The sequence below is a fragment of the Clostridium sp. genome, from assembly GCF_051278035.1.
In the GTDB taxonomy this organism is placed as follows: Bacteria; Bacillota; Clostridia; order Clostridiales; family Clostridiaceae; genus Clostridium_AD.
In genome coordinates this window covers 1-5,861 of the sequence record NZ_JBNMNU010000226.1, presented here as the reverse complement: position 1 = coordinate 5,861, position 5,861 = coordinate 1, and the positions used below count along the sequence as shown (strand labels likewise).

At 30.5% G+C, this 5,861-nt stretch carries 8 protein-coding genes; 2 read left to right on the top strand and 6 right to left on the bottom strand.

Annotation, left to right across the window (positions count from 1 at the left end):
* Positions 1-81: 81 nt before the first annotated feature.
* From ACJAX4_RS21540 to ACJAX4_RS21530, 3 genes are read right to left on the bottom strand one after another with little or no spacing between them, the layout of a single operon-like run.
* The gene (locus ACJAX4_RS21540; protein WP_435791495.1) at positions 82-393 is read right to left on the bottom strand and encodes a hypothetical protein; all 312 of its coding nucleotides are present in this window, start codon (positions 391-393) and stop codon (positions 82-84) included.
* A complete protein-coding gene (locus tag ACJAX4_RS21535; RefSeq protein ID WP_435791494.1) occupies positions 393-1,268 on the bottom strand; it encodes a DegV family protein in 876 nt (291 codons plus the stop codon). The genes ACJAX4_RS21540 and ACJAX4_RS21535 overlap by 1 nt, the downstream gene beginning before the upstream one ends.
* 33 nt (positions 1,269-1,301) lie before the next feature.
* Positions 1,302-2,129, bottom strand: coding sequence for an ROK family protein (locus ACJAX4_RS21530; RefSeq protein WP_435791493.1), 828 nt, complete (start codon positions 2,127-2,129; stop codon positions 1,302-1,304).
* A gap of 406 nt (positions 2,130-2,535) precedes the next feature.
* On the opposite strand from ACJAX4_RS21530, the gene ACJAX4_RS21525 reads away from it, so the two are divergent.
* Together ACJAX4_RS21525 and ACJAX4_RS21520 are read left to right on the top strand one after the other, a co-directional pair.
* Positions 2,536-2,703: a lmo0937 family membrane protein gene (locus tag ACJAX4_RS21525; RefSeq protein WP_435791492.1), complete on the top strand. Its 168-nt coding sequence runs from the start codon at positions 2,536-2,538 to the stop codon at positions 2,701-2,703.
* A 120-nt stretch (positions 2,704-2,823) separates the two neighbouring features.
* Entirely contained in the window at positions 2,824-2,976 is a 153-nt protein-coding gene (locus ACJAX4_RS21520) for a lmo0937 family membrane protein (protein ID WP_435791491.1), read from the top strand.
* 133 nt (positions 2,977-3,109) lie between these two features.
* Here the strand turns inward: ACJAX4_RS21520 and ACJAX4_RS21515 are convergent, their stop codons facing one another.
* From ACJAX4_RS21515 to ACJAX4_RS21505, 3 genes are all read right to left on the bottom strand, one after another.
* Positions 3,110-4,054, bottom strand: coding sequence for a TRM11 family SAM-dependent methyltransferase (locus ACJAX4_RS21515; RefSeq protein WP_435791490.1), 945 nt, complete (start codon positions 4,052-4,054; stop codon positions 3,110-3,112).
* A gap of 21 nt (positions 4,055-4,075) precedes the next feature.
* Positions 4,076-4,984, bottom strand: coding sequence for an alpha/beta hydrolase (locus tag ACJAX4_RS21510; RefSeq protein WP_435791489.1), 909 nt, complete (start codon positions 4,982-4,984; stop codon positions 4,076-4,078).
* Positions 4,985-5,057: 73 nt separating this feature from the next.
* A partial coding sequence (locus ACJAX4_RS21505; protein WP_435791488.1) for an alpha-1,6-glucosidase domain-containing protein occupies positions 5,058-5,861 on the bottom strand: 804 nt, incomplete at its 5' end.

Here is a 5,861-nt window from a genome sequence, read left to right as displayed (position 1 = left end):
AAATCTAGTAATTGAAGCTAATTGGACTGAAGATAAAGATACAATTCTAAATTGTGAAATATGCATTCAGTATTAGATAAATTAGACCTGATCATTAACTCTTTCCAACAAAACTAAAAAATCTTCTTCATTTTTGCATTCTAAATATTTATCTATTAGAGATCGAGTAGACATTTTGCTAAGTCCCTTATATCCATTATCTAATATATCAGTTAATACATTTATAAAATAATCTTTACTTTTATCTATGTCGACAAGCATATTATGGGATATATCTTTTATAATTTCATCTTTAACACTTTCTCGTAGCTTTTCTGTGTACTCTTGCATAAATATTTGCGTTTCTTCTGGGTAATCGGAAAAATCTCCTGACATTATATCTTCAATTTTCATCATGGCAACTCCTTAGTATTTTCTATTTTTAATACCTCTTTTACTATAATAATTCCAAGTAATCCAGGTCCAGTATGAACGCCGGCTACTGGACTTATTTCTCCAAAGGATAATCTAGAAATGTTTTGAAGACCTGCAATTGTATCAGAAAAGGGCTTTACTTCATCATATGCCCCACCATGCATAACCCAAATTTTACAAGGCGATTCCTTAAGAGCTTCTCTTGCTATATCTACAAGTTTACTTGTGGCTTTCTTTTTTCCCTTGGCCTTTGCATAAGTATAGTATACACCATCGTTATTAATTGAAATTATAGGTTTTAGATTTAACAGTTCGCCAATAGTTCCAGCCACTCTTCCAATTCTACCACCTTTGATTAGATATTTAAGCGTATCTACTGCATAATAAACAGTGATTCTGCTCCGTATTCCTGGTAATGTTTTTACAATTTCCTCAAAAGTTAATCCGCCTTTTATCATTTCGCCACATTCTTCTACAATTGCAGCTTCCCCTATAGTTAACGATTTCGAATCAAAAACGCAGGTTTCTATAGATGGGTGATTTTCACTTACCAATCTAAAGGTATTATAGGTTCCGGACAAATTTGAAGATATTAATACTGCAATAGCTTGAGTATATCCTTCTTCTTCAAGTTTCAAATAGAGTTCTTCCATATCATTCATTGATGGTAATGAAGTCGATGGAATTTCATATGCAAAATTATCATAAACTTCTTTAGGAGTAATTGTTACTCTATCAATGTACTCTTTATCTTTATATATAATTCTTAATGGAAGTACCTTCAAATCGTATTTTTGAATCATTTCACTATCAACATCAGATGTACTATCAGTAATAAGTGCAATCTTATTCATTTTAATTTCACCTTTCAAAATGTATTCAATTTTTTATTTTAAAGTTTGGTGCTTTGCAATCATTGCCGCTCCAATTATACCTGCTTTATTACCTAATTCTGCTAAAACAATTTTAGCAATAGGTAGCTCTTCATAATATTTATTCCCTATTACTTCATTTGTAATCCTATCTAAAAGATATTGCCCTGAACCTGAGACCCCTCCGCCGAGTACTATTATTTCCGGATCTATAATATTAATTATGTTAAGTATTCCAGTACCCAAATATTTAATTAATCTATCTACAGCTAAATTTGCTATTTTATCGCCTTCTTTAGCTGATTCAAATATCATTCTTGCATCAATATTGTTTATATTTCCGTTTGCTCTTTCAAGAATTGTGGTTTTTTCATCCAAATCCACAATTAATTTTTTGGTGTGTTTTATTATAGCGGTAGATGATGCAAATGTCTCTAAACATCCATTCCTTCCGCAATTACAATTATAAAAATTCTCACCCACAACTATGTGACCTATCTCTGATCCTACACCATTAAAACCACTGCATACTTCTCCATCTAATATAATTCCTCCACCAATGCCTGTTCCAAGGGTAATCATTAGACCGCTCGTAGAATTCTTCATTGAACCGCTTTCATACTCTGCAAGTGCAGCCACAGTAGCATCATTATCTATATAAATCGGCTTATGAAGTACCTTTTCTAACATTTCTCTTAACGGTACATACTTCCACCCAAGATTCACACAAAATATTACATTCCCACTCTTGTCAGCTAAACCTGGAATACCTATACCTATGGATTTTATTTCTTTCAGGTCCATATTGTATTCATCTAAAATATTAATAACTAATGCTACCATGTCATCTATTATCTCCTGAGGTTTTCTTCCTACCTTTGTAGGACAGGATTTTCAAATTTTATATTTCCCTTATCATCAACAATACCCACTGCAATATTAGTGCCCCCTAAATCAATACCGATATACATATAATTTTTCCTTTCATAGCCTCTGCTATCATCATTAGAAGAACACTGTAAATTGTTAACTCTCCTAAGTTTTGCTCCATTTTCTTTTTTTTTAACTTTTTAGTCTCAAAAAACATCTCATCAACCTGTCCCCTATAATAATTATAGCACATTGACTAATATTAAGTCACAGTTGTTATAAAAAATTGAATTTGAAACTATTTTACATATATTATCTAAGTTTGGGTCACTATAATACATAAGTAGTTTAGTAAATATATATGAAGGGAGTGTATTATATGAAATTATTACGTTGGGTCGGAGGAATCATAATTTTCTTTTGGGCATTAGGTCTTATATTCAAAATTGGTGGAATCATGATTCATATTTTGCTTTTAATGGCTGCAATCGTATTCATTGTAGATTTGAGTTTAGAAAGATGGAGAGGAAAAAGAAGAATACCTTAGTATATTACAATCTACACCTAGTAATAAACTACAAACAGTTTATTGTAAAGGTAGAATTTTATTGATATAATATTTAAACATATATAGTAATTAAAATATATGTGAAAGGTAGTGTTATATATGGGTTTTTTAAGGTGGCTAGGTGGAATAGTAATATTTTTTTGGGTTTTAGGATTAGTATTTAAAATAGGTGGAGGAATGATACATACACTACTTGTTATTGCTGCAATAGTTTTTATTGTAGATAAGATTTCTGGAAAAAGGATACAATAGAGACCTAACATAATAATAATTTTGTATTTTAATTCACAACCTCTAAAAAAACAAATAAGTATCTTGCATATAAGCAAATATACTTATTTGTTTTTTAATTCAACCAATTTGAATTTTATTTTTTAACTAATCGTTAACTACATATAAATACATGCCTTTCAAATGTTCCTTTAGATACTGTACATCTATCATCTATATTAAACCCAACGGAGGAAATTTGCCTCTCCATATCTTCAAAGGTTATAATAACCATTCTATCTGCTATTTTGCGGGCGCTTTCAATAATAGCTAATTGCTCGCTTGGAGTAATTTGAGTAAATATGTTATATGGAAGATCAACGATTGCCACATCAAATTTTTCTATAATATCATGCATATTGCCAATAGTTATTACATCTTCATATCCAAAGTACCTAAGATTTGTCTTTGCATTTTTACCAATGTATTCGTTTATCTCGTACCCTTTAATATTAAGTTGCATTGAAATAGCTTCTATTATCACCGTTCCAATGCCACAACAAGGGTCAACAACGCTATAATTCAAGTTATTACCTACTGCTATATTAACAAGCGATCTACTAACATTAACCTTTAACGCATTGGAGTAAGAAAAAGGTTTTCTATTGTGAAGTAGCCAGTCAGATGTGTTACTTTCACATTCACCGAATACCCATTTATTATTTAGCTTTGCTATCCCAAAAATATTTTCAGGCTTTTTTAGTTCAGCTTCTCCTAGCATACTATATCCTATTTCAAACTCAATCTTACGACCATCATGAAAACCCATTATATCATCAGTAGCATTTATATAGACAACTTTATAATTTACACTAGTTAGTTTGTCTATAACAATTTGATCAATAATTTGTTTCATTGTGTCACCAGTATATATTATAGATATGCACTTTTTTATAAAAGGACTTCTAGTTGGATCTACATAGATATCAGAAAATAAGTATTTGTCATGGAGGGGCTTATTAAAGAGGCACTTCATTTCCATTTTACATAAGCTCTCTTCATCTTTAGAATAATTAGTTGTGTACAAATATTTTTTCTCGTTTTGTTGTAGCTTAAACATTAAATCACATCCTTTTAGCGTTTATATTATATTTATAGCTTTTAAAAAATCATGAACTCTTTTTTCATATTCATTACTGTTTTGAGAGTATGACTGCGCGTGTCCTGCATCTTGTGCAATATATATATCTTTGTAGCCATTCTTTACTGAGAACATTTGCTTACACATAAAAATAGGCACATAGTCATCTTTTTCACCATGAATAAATAATATTGGAATGCTCACCTTAGGTAAACTGGTTATTGGCGACACATCTTTGAAACTCCACCCTGCTCGTATTTTACATATTACACTCGCTAATTTAATTAAGGATATTTTTTTAATATTATAGTCTTTTGATAATCTATGAATAAATAAATCTTCTGCATCAGAGTATCCGCAGTCAGCTATGCAAAACGCAATACGAGTGTCTATTGCAATGTTTAGAAGAACTGTTCCCGCACCCATAGATACTCCATGTAACCCTACTATTATGTCTTTCCCTAAGTTATTATATAACCAATCTGTACACTTTTTCAAATCAAACTTTTCGTAATAACCAAAAGATGTATCTTTTCCACCACTTAGACCATGATTTCTATGATCATAAATAAACACAGCGAACCCTCTTTTTAAAAACATATCTATGTATTTGACAGAACCATATAAACTCCAGGTTATTCCGTGACACAAGATTATAACTTTACTCGCATGTTTATTTGGAAAGAAAAAGCCGTGAATCTTATAGTCATAATTAGAATCCATGTATATTTCTTTTTTCTCTAATTTGCTAAATTTATCTATTTGGATAGCACCTTTTTCTATTTCATAATTATAGGTATAATTATATTTTGAAACCTTAGGATATAGAATTATATTAGAAAAATGCCAAGCTATAACAAAAATAACAACAAAAAAAGCGATAATAATTAAAAATATTATTATAAACATTGTAACATCTCCTAATAAAAGATCCTTATATTTAATTATAAGGATCTTTTAGAATTGCATATATGACTTAATACTAAGTTCTTTTTTTTCTTTTTAAAGATAATATTACTGCAGTAACTCCTGCTAAAATTAATATGGTGTAACCCCAAAATGGTATCGTTGTAAATATATTTGTTGCCTCATAATGAATTACGATAGAACTTAGTGCAGGCACCAATAGAGTATCACCTCTAAATTGTTCTATTGTTTCAATTCCGGCATTTTCACCATCTACAACAATATTCCAGGTTCCTTTCTTGGATAATTTAATTTTTGTGTCTTTTTTATTTGCATTGAATGCTACTACTATATTAGCCCAAGAGTCCATATTTGCATTGTAGTTCATTTCATATGCCACCACATTTTTAGGTGTTGTTAAAAATTTCAAGTTCTTCTTGATCATATCAGCCGATGTCATTTTGAAGGCAGGATGTGCCTTTCTTAATGCTATTAAGCCTTTAAAATAATTAACAGTGTCAATCTTTTCAGATTTTCTTGCCCAATCAAGCTTATTTACAGTATCAGAAGACTTATATGAATTTGCATCTCCATCTTTAGTTCTTAGAAATTCTTGACCAGCCTGAAAAAATGGGATACCTTGTGAGGTAAGAATTATAGAATCTGCTAATCTATGCATTTTTAATCTTGTTTTATCATCATCCTTTGGATTGGTTAGAAGAAGCTTATCCCATAATGTATTATTATAGTGAGCCTCAGCATAAGTAACAGATTGTATTGGCTCTACCTTTCCCCAAGTAGTAATACTACTTGAGTAATCAATTCCTCCAACTATTCCTTTTTTTATACTCGTTTCTGAATTCTCCTTACCATTAACAAA

Bases quoted from the DNA above. Each gene is read 5' to 3' on its own strand.
- ACJAX4_RS21540 (WP_435791495.1), bottom strand. From the start codon at position 393: ATGAAAATTGAAGATATAATGTCAGGAGATTTTTCCGATTACCCAGAA.
- ACJAX4_RS21535 (WP_435791494.1), bottom strand. From the start codon at position 1,268: ATGAATAAGATTGCACTTATTACTGATAGTACATCTGATGTTGATAGT.
- ACJAX4_RS21530 (WP_435791493.1), bottom strand. From the start codon at position 2,129: ATGGTAGCATTAGTTATTAATATTTTAGATGAATACAATATGGACCTG.
- ACJAX4_RS21525 (WP_435791492.1), top strand. From the start codon at position 2,536: ATGAAATTATTACGTTGGGTCGGAGGAATCATAATTTTCTTTTGGGCA.
- ACJAX4_RS21520 (WP_435791491.1), top strand. From the start codon at position 2,824: ATGGGTTTTTTAAGGTGGCTAGGTGGAATAGTAATATTTTTTTGGGTT.
- ACJAX4_RS21515 (WP_435791490.1), bottom strand. From the start codon at position 4,054: ATGTTTAAGCTACAACAAAACGAGAAAAAATATTTGTACACAACTAAT.
- ACJAX4_RS21510 (WP_435791489.1), bottom strand. From the start codon at position 4,984: ATGTTTATAATAATATTTTTAATTATTATCGCTTTTTTTGTTGTTATT.